Source organism: Janthinobacterium sp. FW305-129, from assembly GCF_020858115.1.
In the GTDB taxonomy this organism is placed as follows: Bacteria; Pseudomonadota; Gammaproteobacteria; order Burkholderiales; family Burkholderiaceae_D; genus Janthinobacterium.
This window is the reverse complement of the sequence record NZ_JACYMM010000011.1, coordinates 131,663-152,410: the sequence shown is the minus strand read 5'-3', so window position 1 is coordinate 152,410 and position 20,748 is coordinate 131,663. Positions and strand designations below refer to the sequence as shown.

Below are 20,748 nucleotides of genomic sequence, written 5' to 3'. Positions count from 1 at the left end.
GCGCACCTTAAAATTTTGACAGGACACACATGAAAACCAAAGCAGCGATTGCCTGGAAGGCGGGCGCCCCGTTGACCATTGAAGAAGTCGACCTGGCCGGCCCGCGCGAGGGCGAGGTCTTGGTCGAGATCAAGGCCACGGGTATTTGCCATACCGATTACTACACCTTGTCGGGCGCCGATCCGGAAGGCATCTTCCCGTCCATTCTGGGACATGAAGGCGCCGGCATCGTCGTCGACGTGGGCCCGGGCGTGAAAAGCCTGAAGAAGGATGACCACGTCATCCCCCTGTACACGCCGGAATGCCGCCAGTGCAAATTCTGCCTGTCGCAAAAAACGAACTTGTGCCAGTCGATCCGCTCCACGCAGGGGCGCGGCCTGATGCCGGACGCCACCTCGCGCTTCTCCATCGACGGCAAGCCCATCTTCCACTACATGGGCACCTCCACCTTCTCGAACTACATCGTCGTGCCGGAAATCGCCCTGGCGAAGATCCGCGAAGACGCACCGTTCGATAAGGTCTGCTACATCGGCTGCGGCGTCACCACCGGCGTGGGCGCCGTGCTGTTTACGGCCAAGGTCGAGGCGGGAGCCAACGTGGTCGTGTTCGGCCTGGGCGGCATCGGCCTGAACGTGATCCAGGCGGCGAAGATGGTCGGTGCCGATAAAATCATCGGCGTCGACATCAACCCGGCGCGCCAGGCCATCGCGCGCAAGTTCGGCATGACGCATTTCGTCAATGCCAACGAAGTGGAAAACGTGGTCGACACCATCGTGCAGCTGACGGACGGCGGCGCCGACTATTCGTTCGAATGCATCGGCAACACCACCACCATGCGCCAGTCGCTCGAGTGCTGCCACAAGGGCTGGGGCCAGTCCATCATCATCGGCGTGGCGGCGGCGGGCCAGGAAATTTCCACCCGTCCATTCCAGCTGGTGACGGGGCGCGTGTGGAAGGGTTCCGCCTTCGGCGGCGCGCGCGGCCGCACGGACGTGCCGAAGATCGTCGACTGGTATATGGAAGGCAAGCTCAATATCGACGATTTGATCACACACAGGCTGAAGCTCGATGATATCAATCAAGGTTTCGATCTGATGAAGAGCGGCGAATCGATCCGCTCCGTCGTGCTGTACTAATAAATTACGAATTACGCCGTACCACGGCGTTTTTGCGGAGGCTTAGGCCTCCGTTTTTTTGCCCGCTTGCCATCCATCGCCCATGTTTGCCATCCAGTCGGGTCTTTTTGCAGCCTGTCGCAGCGCGCTGGAGGCCAGGTCCGCTTGCCGCTACAGTCAACGCTCCACTACTTTTGCGACGAGGCAGCCATGTCCACTTCCCACCGTTTGATCCTCAGCCTGGCCGGTATCCTGCTTGGCGGCAGCGCGCTGGCCGTACAGCCGCCGCAGCCTCCTGCGCCACCGGCCCCGCCTGCCGCGCCCAGCGTGCAGGTCAGCCGTTCGCTCGACAAGGGCGAAAGCTATGCGCTGGTCGACGGCACCAGGGATGGCGAGGGTGTCATCGTCGTCGACAGCGATATGCACTCGCAACAGGTGGAAAAGCTCAAGCGCACGATCAAGGGGCCATTCCTGTGGTTCCGCGACCAGGGGCAGGCTTACGTGCTGCAGGATGCTGACTTGCTGGGCAAGGTGCGGGCGGCATGGCAGCCCTCGAAACAGCTCGGCAAGCAGATGGGCGCGCTCGGCGATCAAATGGGCGCGCATGGCAAGGCCATGGGCGAAATGGGCCGCAAGATGGGCGCCCGCAGCCTGGCGAACGGTAATTCGCGCGAGTCGGAACAGCTGCGCGTGCTGGGGCGCCAGCAGCAGGAGCTGGGCCGCAAGCTCGGTGACGCCTCGCGCCGCCAGGCGCTGGCCACGAGCGACACGGCGCGCCGCTCGGCCGAGCGCGATGTGGAACGCCTGCAGCAGCAGATGGAAGATGCGCAGGAAGAGATGGAAGAGGTCAACGACCGCATCGCCGACGTGCATGAGCGCGAGGCGGAGAAAATGGAGCAGATATCGCGCCAGATGGAGCAGCGCAGCAAGCCGATGGATGCGCTGGGCAAGCAGATGGGCGACCTGGGCCGCCAGCAGGAAGCCGTCGTCAAGATCGCCGACAAGACCACGCGCCAGGTGATCGCCCAGGCGCTCAGCGAGGGCAAGGCAAAACTGGTGCGCTAGGATCCATGCCAGGCGGCGGCCACGGCGCGGTATTGTGCCGGCAGCTGCTTCCTGGCCTCGTCTTCGCCGGCATACACCTCGTCCTGCACGGTTTCCCATTGCGCATCGCAGCTGAAACGGTAGACTTGCGCCTCGTCGCCGTAGCGGCACACGGCCAGGCCGTGGATGGCGACGGGGCCGGCGCCATGCGCATCGGCGACGTGGCCGAAGGGCAGGTCGGACCAGGCCCAGGCCAGTACGCGGGCGCCGTCGAGGTGGCTGGGAGGTGTCATGGGCGTTGTTTCCATCGGCTGTGCAGTGATGCCGATTGTAGCGCGCACGCGGCGAATCCGGCGCGACCGCTGGACAAATGCACAGTATTTTTAGCCATGCCGGTATAATCACGGGATGCAAAATCTTCTTCACAACCTCAATCCCGAACAATTGGCTGCCGTCACCCTGCCGGCCCAGCATGCGCTGATCCTGGCCGGCGCCGGTTCGGGCAAGACCCGCGTGCTGACCACCCGCATCGCGTGGCTGATCCAGACCCAGCAGGTATCGCCGCCCGGCATCCTGGCCGTGACGTTTACCAATAAAGCCGCCAAGGAAATGCTCACGCGCCTGTCGGCCATGCTGCCGATCAATACGCGCGGCATGTGGATCGGCACTTTCCACGGCCTGTGCAACCGCCTGCTGCGCACGCACTACCGCGACGCGGCCCTGCCGCAGACGTTCCAGATCCTCGATTCGCAGGATCAGCTATCCGTGATCAAGCGTTTGTTGAAGGCAAATAACATTGATGATGAGAAATTCCCGCCGAAGACGGTGATGTATTTCATCAACAACGCCAAGGACCAGGGCTTGCGCGCCACGGACGTGGAAGCGTACGACGCGCACGAGCGCAAGATGGTCGAGCTGTACCAGCTGTACGACGACCAATGCCAGCGCGAAGGCGTCGTCGATTTTGCGGAATTGCTGCTGCGCACGTATGAATTACTGAGCCGCAACCAGCCCCTGCGCGAACATTACCAGGCGCGCTTCCGCCATATCCTCGTGGACGAGTTCCAGGATACGAACAACCTGCAATACAACTGGCTCAAGTTGCTGGCCGGCCACGGCAGCCGCGATGGCGGCGCCCTGTTTGCCGTCGGCGACGATGACCAGAGCATCTACGCCTTCCGCGGTGCGAATGTCGGCAATATGAGCGCCTTCGAGCACGAGTTCCAGGTCAAGAACTTGATCAAGCTGGAGCAGAACTACCGCTCGCACGGCCACATCCTCGACAGCGCCAACGTGTTGATAGCGAACAATAGCAAGCGCCTGGGCAAGAATTTGCGCACGGACGCGGGGCATGGCGAGCAGGTGCGCGTGTATGAAGCCAGTTCCGACCTGCAGGAAGCGCAGTGGATCATCGACGAGGCGAAGAGTTTGATCGCCGATGGCGCCTCGCGCAGCGAGATCGCGATTCTGTACCGTTCGAACGCGCAGTCGCGCGTGATCGAGCACGCGCTGTTTTCAGCCAGCATTCCGTACCACGTGTATGGCGGCCAGCGCTACTTCCAGCGCGCCGAGGTCAAGCACGCGATTGCTTATTTGCAACTGATGGACAATCCGCACAACGATTCGGCCTTCTTGCGCGTGGTCAACTTTCCCACGCGCGGCATCGGCATGCGCTCGATCGAGCAATTGCAGGCTGCGTCGGAACAGTACGGCATTTCGCTGTACGCGGCCGTGCCGTATGTGGCGGGCAAGGCGGGCAGCGTGCTGGCCGGCTTCGTCAAGCTGATCGAAGGCGTGCGCTTTGAAACCCAGCAATTGTCTCTGCCGGAAATGGTCAGAGTCGTGCTGGAAGCGAGTACCTTGCTCCAGCATTATCAGAATGAAAAGGAAGGCGCCGACCGCATCGAGAATCTGGAGCAGATGGTCAGCGCGGCCAGCCAGTTCATTTCCGAGGAAGGTTTTGGACAGGGCGCACCGGCCCACCTGGGCCCAAGCGCCCAGGCGCAGTCGGGCGCACCCGTCGTCAACCAGGATGGCATCGAAATTCTGGATGCCGACGCGCCGCTGCCGGCCGTGATGTCGCCGCTCTCCGCATTTTTATCGCACGCGTCGCTGGAAGCGGGCGACAACCAGGCGCAGGCGGGCCAGGATGCGCTGCAGATGATGACCGTGCACTCGGCCAAGGGCCTGGAATTCGACAACGTCTTCATTACGGGCCTGGAAGAGGGCCTGTTCCCGCACGAAAGCAGTTCGAAGGAAGACAACGGCGTGGAAGAGGAACGCCGGCTGATGTACGTGGCCATCACGCGCGCGCGCAAGCGGCTGTACATGAGCTTTTCGCAGACGCGCATGCTGCACGGCCAGACGCGCTACAACATGAAGTCGCGCTTCTTCGACGAATTGCCGGAAGAATCGCTGAAATGGCTGTCGCCGAAGGTGCAGGCGAACTGGTTCGGCAACCGCAAGTCGGCCTGGGACGAGGCGCCCAAGGTGGCCAGCCTGGGTTCGGACAATGCGATAGCGCAAAAGATCGCGCAAAAAGCCACGGGCGGCGGCTGGCGCATCGGCGAATCCGTGGCGCACGCCAAGTTCGGCGAAGGCGTGATCGTCAATATCGAAGGCGGCGGCGGCAATGCGCGCGCGCAGATCAACTTCGGCCAGCACGGCATGAAGGTGCTGGACCTGGGGATTGCCAAGCTGGAGAGATTAGGGCGTTGATATAAGAGCAGCAATAAAAAAGGGCAGCCTGCGCAGGCTGCCCTTTTTTTGTGCAGAATCGAAATCAGTCGTTCGGCTTATCCAGCGACACCGTCTTGCCCTCATCGACGGGCACGCCGAAGATCTGGCGGTAGGCGGCGTAGAACGAGCAATGCATGATAATGGTCAATATCATCGACAGGGGCATCATCATCTGCATCATCAGCGGCGTGCGGCCAAAGATGACTGCCAGCAACTGGCTGGTGACGACGCTGATGGCGAACCAGGTGGCGGCGAAGACGATGAAGGCCGACAGCGAGCGCCAGACGGCGAAAAAGCTGAAGAACAGCGCCTTGCCCAGGCCGGTTTGGCGCCAGTAGATCAGCGGCGCGGCAAAGCAGAAGGCCATGGCTGCCGGCACGTACAGCGCGATGGCCAGCAGGATGCCCAGACCCAGGCGCGATTCGGGGATGGCGGCGCGCGCCGCTTCTTCCGTCAGCTGGCCCGTGACAAGCTGCCACAGCAAGCCATCATCGACCAGGGTCGAGGCGCCGATGGCAACGATGGCCATCAGGATGTACAGTACGCCCAGGCCGAACAGGGAAGGAAAGGCCGGCTTGCGGAAGCCCGAAATCAAGAGGCTGGGCAAGACGCGCTTGCCCTGGTCGATATTCAGGCAGCCTTGCACGAAGGCGACGGAAAACACGGGCACCAGGATGACGGGCAGCATTTGACCGAGCACGGGCACGATGCTGACGGCCAGCATGCAGAACATATAGCCGAGAAACAGCATCGACATGCCGCCAGGTTGCTGGCGAAACAGGGAAAATCCCTGTTTCACCCATTGCCAACCTGTACTTGCAGGTAATTTTTCCATGTTTAAAACAGTTCCGGGGCAGGTGTGGCGATACGTTCGCGCAGAATGCGTTCGAAATGCGTGGGATCGTGCGGGGTCAGCATTTCCGCTTCGCGCGGCTGGTAATAATCGTACAGGCGCGACAGCCAGAAGCGCAGCGCGGCAGCGCGCAGCATCGGTTGCCATGCCGTCTGTTCTTCATGCGTAAACGGGCGCACGGCCCGGTAGGCGTCGAGCAGGGCGCGCACTCTTTCCTTGTTGAGCACGCCCGTGGCCAGGTCCACGCACCAGTCGTTGACGGTGACGGCCACGTCGAACAGCCAGGTGTCGCAGCCGGCAAAGTAAAAGTCGAAAAAGCCCGTCAGGCGCTCGCCGTCAAACATGACGTTGTTGCGGAACAAGTCGGCATGCACGGGACCGCGCGGGATGGCTTTATAGGTATCGCAGGCAGCAAAGGCGTCCTGGAAATGGATTTCCGCGCGCAGCAAATGCGCTTTGGCATCGTCGAGGTGGTGCAAGACCAGCGGCGTGGTGCTGTTCCACCAGTCCAGGCCCCGCAAATTCGGCTGCTGCAGGGGGAAGTCCTGCGCCGCCAGGTGCATTTTCGCCAGCATGGCGCCGACAGCGGCGCAATGCACGGCTTGCGGCGCCATCTGTGAGCTGCCGTCGAGTTTGCTGACGATGGCGGCCGGCTTGCCTTGCAGGGCCGTCACCAGTTCGCCGTCCGCATTGGCGATCGGCGCGGGCACCAGCACGCCCCGGTCCGCCAAATGGCGCATCAGTTGCAGATAGAACGGCAATTGCTCGAAGCTGAGGTTTTCAAAGATCGTCAGCACATACTCGCCGCGCTCCGTGCTCAGGAAGAAATTGCTGTTTTCGATGCCGGACGCGATGCCCTTGAGCGCCAGAGGTTTGCCGAGTGGAAACTGCGTGATCCACTGGCCGATATCGTCCAGGTGTAGCGCGGTAAAAACTGCCATGGGAAAGAGGGGAATGGTCTAAAAGGTCAAAAAAAGCCGGCTGCCCCCGCGCATGGCCGGGGCAGGGCAGAAGAGAGTGGCTGCTTACTTCGCTGGTGCGGGCGGCGCTGGCGCGTCCGCGGCCTCTTCGTCGCGTTGCTTCTGTTTCTTCTTGCCCAGATCAAATTCCAGCACTTTCCATTGTGGGCCGCGCAGGGCGCCGCCGTGGGCCTGGTCGGCGCCGGCGGCAGGCTTCATGTAATAGGTGCTGCCGCCGCTGGTGACTTTCACCTCGCTGGTGACGCCCGCTTCGCGTTTTTCGGTAATCTGCTGCTTGGCGGCGGCCGGCGCCACGGTGATGGGCGCTTCGCCCATTTCCTCGATACGTTCGAGCTGGGGTGGCGCGTCGCTCGGTTTGGCCGGCGTCTGGGCGCTGGCAATGGCTGAACATGCCAGCAGGGGCAGGGCGAGGAATGTCCAGAGTGTCGATGTACGCATCATGATGGGTTCGCTTCCATGTGTGGGACTGCAGCGCGTGCAGTGGTGTAATGCCGTCAATTTATCTATAAGGCATTGTAACAAACTGGTAGGCAATGCTGCTTAATACGGCTGATTAAATGCGGCGAAATGGCTGGCAGCGGCTGCCCGCGCGCCCGCACGGGGCCGCCAGGGTGGCAAAAACAGCAAGAACGGCACGCGTTGCGGCCGGTGGCGCGGCCCTAAACTCTGCGATAATTGGGCGAACTTCCACCCGCCCGCCGCTCTGCTCCCTGGGCGGGCGCGCTCACCTTATTTTATTGGCATTATGCAAAACACCCTGCTGTTAGTCGACGGTTCCAGTTACCTTTATCGCGCCTTCCATGCGCTGCCCGACCTGCGCAGCCCGGACGGCTATCCCACAGGCGCCATGCACGGCATGGTCAACATGCTGCGCCGCCTGCGCGCCGATTACCCGGCCGCCTACATCGCCTGCGTCTTCGACGCCAAGGGTAAAACTTTCCGCGATGATATGTATCCTGAATACAAAGCCACGCGCGCCTCGATGCCGGACGACCTGCGCCTGCAGATCGAACCGATCCACGAAGCCGTGCGCGCCATGGGCTGGCCGATCCTGATGGTCGACGGCGTCGAAGCGGACGACGTGATCGGCACCCTGGCCGTGCAGGCGGCCGCCGCCGGCATGAACGTGGTGGTGTCGACGGGCGACAAGGATCTGGCGCAGCTGGTCAACAGCCAGGTGATGCTGATCAATACCATGAGCAATGAAAAGCTCGACGAAGCGGCCGTGCTGGCCAAGTTCGGCGTGCCGCCCAACCGCATCATCGATTATCTGTCGCTGATCGGCGATACGGTCGACAACGTGCCCGGCGTGTCGAAATGCGGCCCGAAGACGGCCGTCAAATGGCTGACCCTGTACGACAGCCTGGAAGGCGTGATGGAAAACGCGGCCAATGTGGGCGGCGCCGTGGGGGAAAACCTGCGCACGGCCCTGCCATGGTTGCCGCAGGCGCGCGCCTTGATCACCGTCAAGACCGATTGCGATTTGTCGCAACACATGACGACCATCGCCGACTCGCTGGTGGCGAAGCACGAAGACAAGGAAGCCTTGCTGGCCTTTTTTCAGCGCTACGGCTTCAAGGCCCTGCTGCGCGAACTGGGCGCCACGCCGCCGCCGATGTCGCCCGTTGGCGCGCCTGCAACGGCTGGCGCATCGACTGCGAACACCACGGGCGACATGTTTGCCGACGCGGCCCCGGCAGTCGAGGCCGTGTATGAAACCGTGTTGACGGATGAACAGCTCGATAAATGGATCGCCCTGATCGATGCCGCTGCCCTGACGGCCGTCGACACGGAAACCACCTCGCTGGAACCGATGACGGCGCAAATGGTCGGCATTTCCCTTTCGGTCGCCGAACACAGCGCCTGCTACATCCCGCTGGCGCACGACTACGCGGGCGCGCCCGAGCAGTTGACGCGCGAACACGTGCTGGCGAAATTGCGCCCGTGGCTGGAAGACGCGAACAAGCCCAAGCTGGGCCAGAACCTCAAGTATGACAGCCACATCTTCGCCAACCATGGCGTGACCCTGCGCGGCATCGCCCACGATACCTTGCTCGAATCGTATGTGTTTGAATCGCACAAGAAACACGACATGGACAGCCTGGCCCTGCGCCACCTGAACTACACGACGATCCCGTTCGAGGACGTGTGCGGCAAGGGCGCCAAGCAGATCACTTTCAATCAGGTCGAGGTGGAGCAGGCGGCGAAATACGCGGCCGAGGATGCCGACGTGACCTTGCGTTTGCACAATGCCATGTGGGGCAATGTGGCCAATGATGAAAAGCTCACCTTCATCTATGAAAAGATCGAGATGCCGACGGCCGTGGTCTTGCAAAAGATCGAGCGCAACGGCGTGCTGATCGATGACGAATTGCTCAACATCCAGTCGGCCGAGCTGGCCGTCAAAATCCTGGAGCTGGAAAAGAAGGCGTATGAACTGGCCGAGCAGCCGTTTAATTTAGGCTCGCCCAAGCAGATCGGCGAAATCTTCTTTGAAAAGCTGAAGTTGCCAGTGGTCAAGAAAACCCCGACGGGCGCGCCGTCGACGGACGAGGAAGTGCTGCAAAAGCTGGCCGAGGATTATCCGCTGCCCAAAGTGCTGCTGGAATACCGGGGCATGGCCAAGCTGAAGTCGACCTACACGGACAAATTGCCGAAGATGATCAACGTCACCACGGGCCGCGTGCACACGAACTATGCGCAAGCCGTGGCCGTGACGGGGCGTTTGGCGTCGAACGACCCGAACTTGCAGAATATTCCCATCCGCAGCGCGGAAGGCCGCCGCATCCGCGAAGCCTTCATTGCGCCGCCGGGCAGCCACATCGTTTCGGCCGACTATTCGCAGATCGAATTGCGCATCATGGCGCATATCTCGGGCGATGAAGCCATGCTGCGCGCGTTTGCCGACGGCATCGACATTCATCGCGCCACGGCCGCCGAGATCTTCGGCGTGCCGGCCGCGGAAGTGCAGAGCGAACAGCGCCGCTATGCCAAAGTGATCAACTTTGGTTTGATCTACGGCATGAGCGCATTCGGCCTGGCCGGTAATCTGGGCGTGGACCGCACGGCCGCGCAAAGCTATATCGACCGCTACTTTGCCCGTTTTTCCGGCGTGAAACAGTACATGGAAGACACGCGCCAGCAAGCGAAGGCGCGCGGCTACGTGGAAACCGTGTTCGGCCGCCGTTTGTGGTTGCCGGAAATCAATTCGCCGAACGGCCCGCGCCGCCAGGGCGCGGAACGGGCGGCGATCAACGCGCCGATGCAGGGCACGGCCGCCGACCTGATCAAGCTGGCCATGATCGCCGTGCAAGGCTGGCTGGAAACGGATGGCTTGCAAACGAAGATGATCATGCAGGTGCACGACGAACTGGTGCTGGAAGTGCCGGACGCGGAACTGGAACTGGTCAAGCGCAAGCTGCCGGAACTGATGGCGGGCGTGGCCGCGCTGAAAGTGCCGTTGACGGCCGAGGTGGGAGTAGGACGCAACTGGGACGAAGCGCACTAATTTATAAACGCAACATTTTCAGGAGAAGCGCATGAGCGACATGATCACCGATTGTGAAAGTTTGCTGGGCCAGAGCAGCGTGTCCGGGCCGGACGGCCGGCGTGGTTTCCTGAAGGCGGCGCTGGGGGCGGGCTTTGCCGTGGCCGTGCTGCCCGTGGCGGCGCAAAACGTCATCAAGACGGATTCCGCCGGCCTCGTCACGGGCACCATGTCGGTGATGGTCGATGGCCAGGCCGTGCCCGTGTACGCGGCCCAGCCGGAAGGCAAGACGGGTTTGCCCGTGGTACTGGTCATTTCGGAAATCTTTGGCGTGCATGAACATATCGCCGACATGGCGCGCCGCTTCGCCAAGCAGGGCTACCTGGCGCTGGCGCCCGACCTGTTCGTGCGCCAGGGCGATCCCACCAAGGTGGCCAGCATTCCGGAATTGATGAAAAGCATCATCGCCAGGACGCCGGACGCGCAAGTGATGGCGGACCTCGATGCGGTTGTTGCGTGGGCGAAACAGAATGGCGGCGACACGAGCCGCCTGGGCATTACGGGTTTTTGCTGGGGCGGCCGCATCACGTGGCTGTACGCGGCGCACAATCCGGCCGTCAAGGCGGGCGTGGCCTGGTATGGCCGCCTCGTGGGCGAAGCGACTCCCTTGCAGCCGAGCAACCCCATCGACATCGCCGCCACCTTGAAGGTCCCTGTGCTGGGCTTGTATGGCGGCAAGGATACGGGCATCACGCAGGAATCGATCGGCAAAATGAAAGACGCGCTGGCCAAGGCCGGTAACAAGTCGGAATTCGTCGTCTACCCCGATGCGGGCCACGCCTTCAATGCCGATTACCGCCCCAGCTATGTGGCGGCCGATGCGAAGGACGGCTATGCGCGTTGCCTGGCCTGGTTCAAGGCACACGGCGTGGCGTAATACCGCAACAGAAAATAGCTGCATTTTCCAGAAGTTGCCGCGAGAAGCGCACCGGGCTGTAAAATGCCCGGTTCGTGTAAATGCAGTACAATTGCATCTTCATCGCGCTACGCTGCCGCCAGACGCGCAAATGTAAATAATAAGCAATAGTCATCAGGCCAGACGCCAGCATCGCGGGCGCCCATGACCCGGCGCCATTTTGAGGTAAGAAAATCATCGATCCCGTCCTTATATCCATTTTGCTCGCGACCACGATCGCGGGCGTGTTGAGCATTACCGCGGCGGCGATCTTTTCGTTTGCATTCCTGTCCAAGGTGGTCGAGCGCATGGTCAGCTTGTCCGTCGGCATCATGTTGTCGACGTCCTTGCTGCACGCCTTGCCGGAAGCGTTCGAGTCCCAGGCGGATCCGCGCAGCCTGTTCGCCACCCTGCTGGCGGGCTTGCTGGCCTTTTTCATGCTGGAAAAATTCGCGATTTTGCGCCATTCGCACCACCACGAAGGCGATGGCCACCACCATGCGCACGGCCACGACAAGCACGAGGCGGGCAAGGCCGGCTGGATGATCCTGGTCGGCGACGGCATGCACAACTTTACGGACGGCATTTTGATCGCGGCCGCCTTCCTGGCCGACCCGAAACTGGGCCTGGTGACGGGCCTGGCCATCATCGCGCATGAAATCCCGCAGGAAATCGGCGACTTCATCGTGCTGCTCAACGCCGGTTTTTCGCGCCTGCGCGCCTATGTGTTCAACTTGCTGTGCAGCATGATGGCGGTGGCGGGCGGCCTGCTCGGCTATTTCACCCTGGACCGCGCCAGCAATCTGATTCCTTACGTGCTCGTGTTCGCCTCGTCCGGCTTCATCTATATTGCCTTGTCCGACCTGATGCCGCAGATGCAGCGCCGCGCCACCTTGCGTGAAACCATCCCGCAAGTGCTGCTGATCGCGCTGGGCGTGTGCATCGTGCTGTTTTTGACGCACAAGCGCCACGGCGGTTGATACGCCGTTCTGTCGGCGCAGTGCCACCTATGCTATATTGCCTTTCTGACTAACTTGCCCAGAAAGGAGGAAAATATAATGGAAGAAAACTTGTTGCTCGCCTTGTGGCGCGCACGCTCATTTAGCGCATTTGCCAGCTCTTGCCCACGTTCTATCGCGCTGCGATAACCTGGCCAGAGCAAAGTTACCCTCCTCTACGAGTCCTTTCCTGGTACTCCGTTGTCGTTAGCGCTCCTGTTAACGCGGATGCTTGCATCCCGAACAAAGACAAGAGCCATGACCACCCTTATCTCTACCCAAGCTTTACAACTGGATACCCACGACGGTTTCCTCTTCAATGAACTCGCCTTTACCTTGCGCCAGGGCGACCGCATCGGCCTGATCGGCCACAATGGCTGCGGCAAATCCACCTTGCTGGGCTTGCTCAGCGGCACGCGGGAAGCCACTGCCGGCACCATCCACTATGCCCGTGCCTGCCGCTTGCAGCACGTGGAGCAGCATTTGCCGGCTGAACTTGCCAGCCTGAGCCTGTACGACGCCTTGCTGGCGCCCGTGCTGGACCAGCCCGAGCTGCATTGGCGGGTCGACAGCCTGCTGGCCGAGTTAGGCTTCGAGCACGAGACGGCGCAAGTGCCCGTGCATTCCCTGTCCGGCGGCCAGCACACGCGGCTGCTGCTGGGGCGCGCCCTGCTGCAGGAGCCGAACGTGCTGCTGCTCGATGAACCGAGCAATCACCTGGATTTGCCGTCCCTGCTGTGGCTGGAGCAATTCCTGCTGCGCTGGCGCGGCGCCTTCATCCTCGTCTCGCACGACCAGCGCCTGCTCGACAACGTGGCCACGCGCAGCTGGATCTTGCGCGATAGCCGCCTGTACGACTTCGACTTGCCGTGCGGCCCCGCGCTGGCGGCGCTGGCCGAAGCCGATGTGGCCGCTGCCGCCCGCCATGCGGCGGAACAGAAGGAAATCGACCGCCTGGCCGTCAGCAGCACCCGCCTGGCGCTGTGGGGCAAGATCTACGATAACGTCGGCATGGCGCGCAAGGCCAAGAGCATGCAGCGGCGCATCGACAAGCTGCAGGACGAGCAATCGTTCGTCAGCGATGGCGCACCCTGGCGTTTGAGCCTGCGCGGCAAGGCGCTGGCGGCCGACCAGCTGCTGGCGCTCGACGGTCTGGACGTGCGCGCCGTGCCCGCTTCTCCCGTGCTGTTCCAGGCCGGCCAGCTGTGGCTGAAGCCGGGCGACCGGGTCGCCTTGCTGGGCGCCAACGGCAGCGGCAAGTCGTCTTTGCTGCGCCTGTGCTGGCAAGCGATCCAGGCGCAGGAGGAGCGCAGCGACTTGCGCTACCACAAGGCGGCCAATATCGGCTATTACGACCAGTCGCTCAGGCAACTGGCCGATACGGCCGATTTGTCCGACGCGCTGTACCCGTTTGCCGTGCAAAACGAAGCTGCGCGCAGCCAGGTAGCGCGCAAGCAAGCCTTGATTGCGGCCGGTTTCCCGTATGCGCGCCATGGCCAGATGGTGGCGACCCTGAGCGGCGGCGAGCGGGCGCGGCTGCTGTTCCTGGGGCTGTCGCTGGCCAGCTATCATTTATTGTTGCTCGATGAACCCAGCAACCACCTGGACATGCAGGGCAAGGCGGAGCTGGGGCAAGCCTTGCGCGGCTTTGCAGGCGGCTGTCTGCTGGTGTCGCACGACCGCGACCTGATCGAAACGGCTTGCAACCGTTTTTGGGTGGTGGCCGATGGCCAGCTGGAAGAGTGGCCGGACGCGGCCAGCGCGTATGCACGGCTGAGTGTGGAAGATGGGCAGGCGTTGACGCCAGTGGCGCGCGTGGAGCATGCGTCTGCGATACTGACCGACATCGACCTGCAGCTGGAACGCCTGTGCGAACTGGAGCAATTGCTGGCGGAAGACCTGGCGCGAAAACCGCGCCACCAGAAGCCGGCCAGCCAGCAGGCGTGGCAGGCGGAGCTGGAGCAGTTGAATCAATCGCTGGGGATAACGTCATAGTTATCCACCGGGCATGAAAAAGCGGACCGAGGTCCGCTTTTTTTTAGTTACCCGTCGCCACCGGCCGCGCCGGATCGGCGCACCACTCGCTCCACGAGCCCGGATACAGGGACGCGCCTTTCAAACCGGCCACTTCCAGGGCCAGCAGGTTGTGGCACGCCGTCACGCCGGAGCCGCATTGCATGATGGCCGCTTGCGGTGCATCAAACAGGGCGCCGAAGTCGCGCCGCAGTTCTTCCGCGCCTTTAAAGCGGCCATCCGCTTGCAGGTTATCCTTGAAGAAACGGTTTTTCGCGCCGGGGATATGGCCGCCCACGGGGTCGATGGTTTCGTTCTCTCCCCGGTAGCGGTCGGGGGCGCGCGCGTCGATCACGGTCAAGGCCTGAGTTTCCAGGTTGGCAACGACGTCTTGCACGCTGACCGTGCGCACCAGGCTGGCTTTTTCCGTCAGCTTGCCGACAGGGCGCGGTGCCACGGGCGTGACCAAGGGTAAACCTTGCGCCTGCCAGGCGGCCAGGCCGCCGTCGAGCACGGCGACGGCTGGGTGGCCGAGCCAGCGCAGCAGCCACCACAAACGGGCGGCGAACATGCCGCCCTGGCCATCGTACGCCACCACTTGCGTATCGTCATCGATGCCCCAGCCGCGCAGGGTGGCCAGCAGGACGTTGCGGTCGGGCAATGGATGCCGGCCCGTAAATGCCGGGCCGCGCGCCGTCTTGGGGCCGGACAGGGCCGTATCGATATCGGCAAACTGCGCATTCTGGATGTGGCCGGCGGCAAACGCGTCGCTGCCGGCTGTCGGGTTGAGCAAGTCGTGGCGGCAATCGAGGATGACCCAGTTGCTGTCATTCAGGTGGCTGGACAAATCATTGCTGTTGATCAAGGTCGTATACAAGGTCATGACTCCTTACACTTCGCTGGCGATGGGATCCGTGCGCGCGATGGCCGCGCCACGGGCCGTGTTGCGGGTATTGTAATAGGTTGCCGCGATGCCCGAGGCGAGAATGATGCCGATGCCGGTCCAGCCATGCCAGTCGAACAAGTCGCCAAAGATCACCACGCCCCAGAAGCTGGAAAAGACGATGCCTGTGTATTGCAAATTAGCAACAACGAGGGTCTTGCCCAGGCGATAGGCGCGCGTCATGGCCATCTGCGCCATGGTGGCGCACAGGCCTATGGCGGCCAGCAAGCCGATGCCGTAGGCGCTCGTGTGTGCATGCCAGACGACGGGGCCGCCTCCGGCGCTGGCCACGTGGCCGATCACGCCGGCCAGGAAATTGACGACCGAGAAATAGAACACGACCCGGTATTCGGGTTCGCCCAGCAAGCCCAGTTTGCGCACCTGCAGGTAGGCGAGGGCGGACAGCATGCCGGAAATCAAGGCCGTGATGGCGCCGGCCGCCTGCTCCGTCTCGAACACGGGTTGCAGCAGCAGGGTCACGCCGACAAAGCTCATGGCAATCGCCGCCACCAGCGGCCACTCGACCTGTTTCATGCCTTTCCACCAGCCGCCGGCGAGCAGGATCACGGCGATCCAGATGGGCGCCATATAGTTCAGGGTCATGGCCGTGGCCAGCGGCAGGATGGCGATCGCATAAAACCACAGCCACAGGGCGATCACGCCCACCACGCCGCGCCACAGATGCTGGCCCGGCATTGTGGTCTTAAAGCTGCCTCCCTGGTACAGAATCGTGCAGCTCATGACGAGCATGCCGATGATGCCGCGGTACATGACGATTTCGGAGGTCGAATACAGATCCGACGCCAGTTTCACGCACACGCCCATGATGGCAAACATGAAACTGGCGAATAACATCCAAAGTGACTGCATGAGTAAATCCTGACGATGAAAATGAAAAAGGGCCGCGCAATGCGGCCCTTGAGGGAATTACAGTTCGATATTGCTGCGGTACCACTCGTGGAAATGCTGCATGCCGTCTTCCATGGGCGACTGGTAAGGGCCCACTTCATTCACGCCGCGCTGCATCAGGACCTTGCGGCCCGCATCCATGCGCTGGGCGATTTCATCGTCCTCGACGCAGGTTTCCATGTAGGCAGCCCGTTCCGCTTCGACGAAGTCGCGCTCGAACAGCACGATTTCTTCCGGGTAATAGAACTCCACCACGTTGCGCGTCTTTTGCGGACCATCGGGCCACAGGGTCGAGACGATCAGCACGTGCGGATACCATTCCACCATGATGTTCGGATACAGGGTCAGCCAGATGGCGCCATACGGTGGCGCTTCGCCGCCGCGGAATTGCAATACCTGCTCCTGCCATTTCTTGTAGGCAGGCGAGCCGGCCTGCTGCAGGCCGCGGTGCACGCCGACCGTTTGCACGCTGTAATCCTTGCCGAATTCCCAGCGCAGGTCATCGCAGCTGACGAAGCTGCCCAGGCCCGGGTGGAACGGTTCCACGTGATAATCCTCAAGGTAGACTTCGATGAAGGTCTTCCAGTTGTAGTCGCACTCGTGGATTTCCACGTGGTCGAACATGTAGCCGGAAAAATCGAGGTCTTTTGAGACGGACAAATCTTTCAATTTTTCCATCACGTTGTAGCCATTTTGCTCGAACAGCAAGCCATTCCAGCTTTGCAGCGGCGTTTTCGACAGGTTCAGGCACGGCGTCTCGGGGAAGTGCGGCGCGCCGATCAGTTCACCCTTGAGGTCGTAGGTCCAGCGATGCAGCGGGCAAACGATGTTATTGGCATTGCCGCGGCCATTGAACATCAGCGCCTGCCGGTGACGGCACACGTTGGACAGCACTTCGATGCCATTGGCGTTGCGCACGAGCATGCGCCCTTCGTTCTCAGACGCCAGGGTCGCAAAATCGCCGGTTTCCGGCACCATCAGCTCATGCCCGACATAGCGCGGGCCGGCTTGGAACAATTGCTGCATTTCACGCTGCAACAGCGTTTCGTCAAAATAGACGTGGACCGGAAGTTGCGCGTTTGAACGCGCCAGCTTGGCGTGAGTAGCCAGATCGGACATCCCAACCCCCCATAAATGTACAACGGTCAGCAGTGCCCCAGGCCATTCCTTGGCAGCCGCTACAGAGAGAAAGAATCCGCAAAGACCTGAATTCAAATTTGTTGAAACGGTATTTCGGACAGAACCGGCGATTATAGCGCGGATCGGCCTCGGCATTGCCAAAACCCCCCGGCAAATAGGGTACTTTAATGAGAAACATTGTCATTTACCGTGTCATTTCCGGCGAATGGGGGCGATTACGCTAAAATCCACTGACAAGCTGGCAACGTCTTCCCCTTTGAGCACGCCGATTGCGCTTTAGTTTTCACTTAATAGTGTGGTTTGTTCTAAAATAACGCTTCTATGCTGGCCGGGAGTCCCCGGCGTCTCCCTACAAGCCCCTCGTGCCACGAAGAGATCTGAGTCTATGTCGAAGAAATTAACTGCCGCTGCCGCAGCGCCGGCCTCGTTTGAAGAGGCAATGGCGGAACTGGCGCAGCTGGTAACGCAAATGGAAGCGGGCCAGTTGCCGCTGGAAGCATCGGTCGCGGCGTATCAGCGCGGCTCGGAACTGGTCAAGTATTGCGCAAGCCAGCTCGACAGTGTCGAAGCGCAGGTGAAAGTATTGGAAGGCGACATGTTGAAACCGTTCGTCGATGCCGGCGAGGCCGCACAATGATGGCCAGCGTACAAGATAACACCGGCGTGACCTTCGGCGACTGGATGCAAGCGACCCAGTCGGGCGTGGAAGGCCGGCTCGACCAGTTCCTGCCGGCGGCAGACGTGGTGCCGCACAAGCTGCACGCGGCCATGCGCTATGCGCTGCTGGGCGGCGGCAAGCGCGTGCGCCCGCTGCTGGTGATGGCGGCCGGCGAATTGTTTGATGCCGATCAAGACACGCTCGCGCGCGCTGCTTGCGCATTGGAAATGATTCACGTGTATTCGCTCGTGCATGACGACATGCCGTGCATGGATGACGATGCCTTGCGCCGTGGCAAGCCCACCGTGCACATCGCCTACGATGAAGCGACGGCCCTGCTGGTCGGCGACGCGCTGCAATCGCAAGCGTTCATGCTGCTGGCCGACGGTGCGGCCATTCCTCCGGCGCGGCAAATGGCCATGATCAAGCTGCTGGCGCACGCCTCCGGTTCGGCAGGCATGTGCGGCGGCCAGGCGATCGACCTCGACAGCGTCGGCCTGGCCTTGACCTTGCCGCAGCTGGAACAGATGCATCAACTCAAAACGGGCGCCTTGCTGCGCGCAGCCGTGATCCTCGGTGCGCTGGCCGGCAAGGACTTGACGGCGGACGAGATGACGGCGCTGAACGCGTATGCGCGCGCCGTTGGCCTGGCGTTTCAGGTGGTCGACGACGTGCTCGACGCAACGGCCGATTCGGCCACCCTGGGCAAGACGGCGGGCAAGGATGCGGCCGCCAACAAGCCCACTTACGTATCGATACTGGGGCTGGAACCATCGCGGGCCCTGGCAGAACAATTGCGGTGCGACGCCCATGCGGCGCTGGCGCCATTCGGGGACAAGGCACGCCGTCTGCGCGAGCTGGCAGACCTGGTCGTGCAGCGGAAGGCATAAATGAAACTGTTAGAAACCATCAATGAACCAGCGCAAGTGCGCAAGCTGGCCCGCTCGCAACTGGTGCCGCTGGCGCAGGAATTGCGCAGCTTCCTGCTCGATTCCGTTTCCAAGACGGGCGGCCACCTGTCGTCCAACCTGGGCACGGTCGAGCTGACCGTCGCGCTGCATTACGTGTTCAACACGCCGCACGACCGCATCGTCTGGGATGTGGGCCACCAGACCTATTCGCACAAGATTCTCACCGGCCGGCGCGAGCGCATGCATACCTTGCGCCAGAAAGACGGCATTTCCGGCTTCCCCAAGCGCGACGAGAGCGAATACGACACCTTCGGCACGGCGCACTCGTCGACGTCGATTTCCGCCGCGCTGGGCATGGCGCAGGCCGCCAAGATCAAGGGCGACCCGCTGCACGCGATCGCCGTGATCGGCGACGGCTCGATGACGGCCGGCATGGCTTTCGAGGCGATGAACAATGCTGGCGTGCAGGAAGACGTCAATTTGCTGGTGATTTTGAACGACAACGACATGTCGATCTCGCCGCCCGTGGGCGCGCTGAACCGCCACCTGGCGCGCCTGATGTCGGGCCAGTTCTATGCGGCGGCGAAAAATGTCGGAAAGTCCGTCTTGCCCGGCCCCGTGCTGGAACTGGCGAAGCGCTTCGAAGAGCACGCCAAGGGCATGGTGGTGCCCGCCACCATGTTCGAGGAATTCGGTTTCAATTATATCGGCCCCATCGACGGCCACGACCTCGATTCGCTGATCCCGACCTTGCAAAATATCAAGCAATTGAAGGGTCCGCAATTCCTGCACGTGGTGACCAAGAAGGGGCAAGGCTACAAACTGGCCGAGGCGGAACCGATCTTGTACCACGGCACGGGCAAGTTCAATCCACTTGAAGGCATCAAGCCGGCCACGGCGCCGGCCAAGATGACGTACACGGAAGTGTTCGGCAACTGGCTGTGCGACATGGCCGCGCACGACAAGCGCCTGGTGGGCATCACGCCCGCCATGCGCGAAGGCTCGGGCATGGTCAAGTTCGAACAGCAATTCCCGACCCGGTATTTCGACGTTGGTATTGCCGAACAGCATTCCGTGACCTTCGGCGCGGGCCTGGCCTGCGAAGGCTTGAAACCCGTCGTGGCCATCTATTCGACCTTCCTGCAGCGCGCCTATGACCAGCTGATCCACGACGTGGCCCTGCAAAACCTGGACGTGACGTTCGCGCTGGACCGCGCCGGCCTGGTGGGCGCCGACGGCGCCACGCACGCGGGCAACTACGACATGGCGTTCCTGCGCTGCATCCCGAACATGGTCGTCATGGCCGCGTCGGACGAAAACGAATGCCGCCAGATGCTGACGACGGGCTACCATTATCCGGGCCCGGCCGCCATCCGCTATCCGCGCGGCGCCGGTGCCGGCGTGGCCATCGTGCCGGAACTGACCAGCATCGAGATCGGCAAGGGCGAACTCAAACGCCACGGCAAGCGCATCGCCATCCTGGCCTTCGGCTCGATGGTGGCGCCGAGCGTGGCGGCGGGCGAGAAGCTCGACGCGACGGTGGCCAACATGCGCTTCGTCAAGCCGCTCGACGTGGCGCTGGTGAAGCAGCTTGCTGCCGAGCATGATTATCTGGTGACGGTCGAAGAGGGCTGCATCATGGGCGGCGCCGGTTCGGCCGTGGCCGAAGCCCTGGCGGCGGAAGGGGTCGTCAAGCCGATTTTGATGCTGGGCTTGCCCGACGTCTTCATCGACCACGGCGACCCCGTGCAACTGCTGAAAAGCGTGGGCCTGGACGCTGCCGGTATCGCGGCCTCGATCGAGCAGCGTTTCCCGGCAGCCGGACCGCGCCTGGCGATGGTCAGCTAAGATTGCTTGTCCGCATGAAAAGCGGCACTGCGGTGCCGTTTTTTTTCGTCCGCAGGGATTTTACGTTGCACTGCAACATTTTTCGTCCGGGAATGCTACGATGACGCTTTGATACCCTTTCAAAGCCGATCTTGCATTTCAGGAAACTCCACCGC

At 61.9% G+C, this 20,748-nt stretch carries 18 protein-coding genes; 10 read left to right on the top strand and 8 right to left on the bottom strand.

Translation table 11 applies throughout. From position 1 onward, the window contains the following. Positions 1-29: 29 nt before the first annotated feature. Complete coding sequence (locus IGS61_RS21915) at positions 30-1,136, top strand: S-(hydroxymethyl)glutathione dehydrogenase/class III alcohol dehydrogenase (RefSeq protein WP_034749160.1); 1,107 nt, start codon at positions 30-32, stop codon at positions 1,134-1,136. Between the two features lie 189 nt (positions 1,137-1,325). Next, on the top strand, positions 1,326-2,180 hold the full coding sequence (locus IGS61_RS21910; protein WP_230541561.1) for a hypothetical protein: 855 nt from the start codon (positions 1,326-1,328) through the stop codon (positions 2,178-2,180). Here IGS61_RS21910 and IGS61_RS21905 read toward each other — a convergent pair. Continuing rightward, the gene (locus tag IGS61_RS21905; protein WP_230541560.1) at positions 2,177-2,452 is read right to left on the bottom strand and encodes a hypothetical protein; all 276 of its coding nucleotides are present in this window, start codon (positions 2,450-2,452) and stop codon (positions 2,177-2,179) included. The two genes, IGS61_RS21910 and IGS61_RS21905, sit on opposite strands and share 4 nt — an antisense overlap. Before the next feature lie 115 nt (positions 2,453-2,567). Here IGS61_RS21905 and IGS61_RS21900 point away from each other — a divergent pair, with 115 nt between their 5' ends. Beyond that, positions 2,568-4,877 carry a UvrD-helicase domain-containing protein gene (locus IGS61_RS21900; protein WP_230541559.1) on the top strand — a complete coding sequence of 770 codons (2,310 nt, stop codon included), beginning with the start codon at positions 2,568-2,570 and terminating at the stop codon, positions 4,875-4,877. 64 nt (positions 4,878-4,941) lie between these two features. On the opposite strand, the gene IGS61_RS21895 is transcribed toward IGS61_RS21900, so the two are convergent. From IGS61_RS21895 to IGS61_RS21885, 3 genes are all read right to left on the bottom strand, one after another. Then, positions 4,942-5,733, bottom strand: coding sequence for a BPSS1780 family membrane protein (locus tag IGS61_RS21895; protein ID WP_230541558.1), 792 nt, complete (start codon positions 5,731-5,733; stop codon positions 4,942-4,944). Positions 5,734-5,735: 2 nt separating this feature from the next. Further along, positions 5,736-6,692, bottom strand: coding sequence for a homoserine kinase (locus tag IGS61_RS21890; protein ID WP_230541557.1), 957 nt, complete (start codon positions 6,690-6,692; stop codon positions 5,736-5,738). A gap of 84 nt (positions 6,693-6,776) precedes the next feature. Then, positions 6,777-7,172 (bottom strand): hypothetical protein, encoded by a 396-nt coding sequence (locus tag IGS61_RS21885; RefSeq protein WP_211551790.1) that lies wholly within the window; start codon positions 7,170-7,172, stop codon positions 6,777-6,779. A 304-nt stretch (positions 7,173-7,476) separates the two neighbouring features. Here IGS61_RS21885 and polA point away from each other — a divergent pair, with 304 nt between their 5' ends. Both polA and IGS61_RS21875 read left to right on the top strand, forming a co-directional pair. Continuing rightward, positions 7,477-10,239 carry a DNA polymerase I gene (gene polA, locus IGS61_RS21880; protein WP_230541556.1) on the top strand — a complete coding sequence of 921 codons (2,763 nt, stop codon included), beginning with the start codon at positions 7,477-7,479 and terminating at the stop codon, positions 10,237-10,239. 31 nt (positions 10,240-10,270) lie between these two features. Then, entirely contained in the window at positions 10,271-11,155 is an 885-nt protein-coding gene (locus IGS61_RS21875; protein ID WP_230541555.1) for a dienelactone hydrolase family protein, read from the top strand. Here IGS61_RS21875 and IGS61_RS21870 read toward each other — a convergent pair. Further along, on the bottom strand, positions 11,133-11,507 hold the full coding sequence (locus IGS61_RS21870; RefSeq protein ID WP_230541650.1) for a hypothetical protein: 375 nt from the start codon (positions 11,505-11,507) through the stop codon (positions 11,133-11,135). The two genes, IGS61_RS21875 and IGS61_RS21870, sit on opposite strands and share 23 nt — an antisense overlap. On the opposite strand from IGS61_RS21870, the gene IGS61_RS21865 reads away from it, so the two are divergent. Both IGS61_RS21865 and IGS61_RS21860 read left to right on the top strand, forming a co-directional pair. Continuing rightward, positions 11,395-12,153: a ZIP family metal transporter gene (locus tag IGS61_RS21865; protein WP_076568336.1), complete on the top strand. Its 759-nt coding sequence runs from the start codon at positions 11,395-11,397 to the stop codon at positions 12,151-12,153. The two genes, IGS61_RS21870 and IGS61_RS21865, sit on opposite strands and share 113 nt — an antisense overlap. 276 nt (positions 12,154-12,429) lie before the next feature. After that, a complete protein-coding gene (locus IGS61_RS21860; protein ID WP_230541554.1) occupies positions 12,430-14,166 on the top strand; it encodes an ABC-F family ATP-binding cassette domain-containing protein in 1,737 nt (578 codons plus the stop codon). Positions 14,167-14,209: 43 nt separating this feature from the next. Here the strand turns inward: IGS61_RS21860 and IGS61_RS21855 are convergent, their stop codons facing one another. From IGS61_RS21855 to IGS61_RS21845, 3 genes are read right to left on the bottom strand one after another with little or no spacing between them, the layout of a single operon-like run. Further along, on the bottom strand, positions 14,210-15,061 hold the full coding sequence (locus tag IGS61_RS21855; protein WP_230541646.1) for a sulfurtransferase: 852 nt from the start codon (positions 15,059-15,061) through the stop codon (positions 14,210-14,212). A 12-nt stretch (positions 15,062-15,073) separates the two neighbouring features. Beyond that, a complete protein-coding gene (locus IGS61_RS21850) occupies positions 15,074-15,997 on the bottom strand; it encodes a DMT family transporter (RefSeq protein ID WP_230541553.1) in 924 nt (307 codons plus the stop codon). A 57-nt stretch (positions 15,998-16,054) separates the two neighbouring features. After that, a complete protein-coding gene (locus IGS61_RS21845; protein ID WP_230541552.1) occupies positions 16,055-17,155 on the bottom strand; it encodes an aromatic ring-hydroxylating oxygenase subunit alpha in 1,101 nt (366 codons plus the stop codon). 406 nt (positions 17,156-17,561) lie between these two features. Here IGS61_RS21845 and IGS61_RS21840 point away from each other — a divergent pair, with 406 nt between their 5' ends. From IGS61_RS21840 to dxs, 3 genes are read left to right on the top strand one after another with little or no spacing between them, the layout of a single operon-like run. Next, positions 17,562-17,813: an exodeoxyribonuclease VII small subunit gene (locus IGS61_RS21840; protein ID WP_034784821.1), complete on the top strand. Its 252-nt coding sequence runs from the start codon at positions 17,562-17,564 to the stop codon at positions 17,811-17,813. After that, positions 17,813-18,724: a polyprenyl synthetase family protein gene (locus IGS61_RS21835; RefSeq protein WP_442908088.1), complete on the top strand. Its 912-nt coding sequence runs from the start codon at positions 17,813-17,815 to the stop codon at positions 18,722-18,724. Before IGS61_RS21840 ends, IGS61_RS21835 begins: the two co-directional genes overlap by 1 nt. Then, the gene (dxs, locus tag IGS61_RS21830) at positions 18,725-20,593 is read left to right on the top strand and encodes a 1-deoxy-D-xylulose-5-phosphate synthase (protein WP_230541550.1); all 1,869 of its coding nucleotides are present in this window, start codon (positions 18,725-18,727) and stop codon (positions 20,591-20,593) included. The last annotated feature ends 155 nt before the right edge of the window (positions 20,594-20,748 follow it).